The sequence below is a fragment of the Gilliamella sp. Pra-s60 genome (assembly GCF_009795755.1).
Taxonomy (GTDB): Bacteria; Pseudomonadota; Gammaproteobacteria; order Enterobacterales; family Orbaceae; genus Gilliamella.
Genome location: NZ_WTFA01000036.1, coordinates 1 through 1,497, shown reverse-complemented (window position 1 = coordinate 1,497; position 1,497 = coordinate 1). Strand labels below are relative to the sequence as shown.

General features: G+C 47.4%; 1 protein-coding gene. It reads left to right on the top strand.

What is annotated here, in order from left to right; translation table 11 throughout:
* The coding region (locus GQ596_RS10900) for a hypothetical protein (RefSeq protein WP_160401747.1) at positions 1-1,322 on the top strand (1,322 nt) is incomplete at its 5' end.
* Between the last annotated feature and the right edge of the window lie 175 nt (positions 1,323-1,497).

The window sequence follows — 1,497 nt, the reverse complement described above, 5'->3', positions numbered from 1 at the left end:
GGGTAACAAAATTAACGAATACAGACCGTTTATTGTCAATAAAGTTGCAGGATGGCACGGTATACACAAGGTCAACCAACCCATCAACACCAAGCAATCCAATCAGGTTGCCATATGTGGGGAGTAACTTAAGTCATATACAGACGATAGTACCGCCATCAAGGAGTTCAATCACGATGAATGATTTGGTCAGTCAGGGTTATTGGGGTGATGATGATGGGGACGGACAGGGAGTAGGTGGAGTAACGGCATCGGGGAGTATATGGGTGGAGTTTACCGATAAAAACGGTAGAACGGTTAATCGTACTGATACATTAAGTATATGTAATGCACCTTATAAGGTAACTTTAACAAGTATAAGTGGTACATTAAGCACACAGTATGGCGTGCCAAGAAGTAGTAGTTTTAGTAGCGCTACGGTGGATTATTATATTAATCCATATGAGTATGCCGCTATTTGTTCGGCCAGGCCGAATCTACTCAAGGGCACAAGCAACTACGCAGGTCCATCTAACATATGGTCTCCTACTAAGGGCTTTTTAGTTCAGTCAACGAGTCCATCATCTTACGACAGGAACTTTCCAAAGACTGGTGCAGATGGCTTGTATTTTGATTTGGATATAAGTGGGCTTGACGCAAGTCAGTTAAGTTGGACAGTTAACACACGTGGTGATATAAGCGCAACGGTGAGTTGGACAAGGCCGCGTTCTGATGCATTCACATCCCCAGATGGGTATGTTACCCTAGCTGATAATTGGATTAGGGATAAATCCAAAAATGTAACACGGGTAACACTGCATGGTCCTAGGGCAAGTAGTAGTCAAACAAGCTCAATTAATCCAGGTCGAATTACCGTGCCATCTTTGCCACAGACGTTCGAGTTGGTGGGTAGAGGTAGTAATGGTAATGAGGTTCGTTACGGCTTTGTGTTAAAGCAGTGGTTCGTCAATCGTGGTAATAAAACGGATAGCGCTTCTACTCAAACAGCATGGTGTAATAGTTTGGGTTATCGTATGGTACGGGTAAGGGATTTAACCAATGCGGTTTGTTCTGGGCAGTGGAGTGGAAGTAATTGTCGAGGAGCAGTAGGCGCTACGCCGTCGTCTAGTGATGATACTTACGAGCGTCACATAGGTGCAGGCTTTTTCACGGAGTGGGGCTCCATGTACCACTACGCTGATTCGGGCTTCGCCAACAGCCTCTACTGGACGAGCGGCGCGACGGGTAGCTACAACTACCAGTTCATTGTCCGCTCGGAGGACGGCTACGTCAGCAGCGACGGTGCCCACTGGTCCCGCTATGGCCTTTGCACCGCACCTTAGTTTTTAGCGTTTAGTTCTTAATCCTTAGGGCGTGGAAGGGGGTTACGGTGCCTGAGAGGACAATATAACAAAGAATCAAGCCCCCGCGGCAGTTGGGGCTTTGAGCAGGCAAAGCCTGCGGACTCAGCGGTTTCATGACAGAAGGTCAAAAAACCGCAGTCCGACCGAAGGCGCC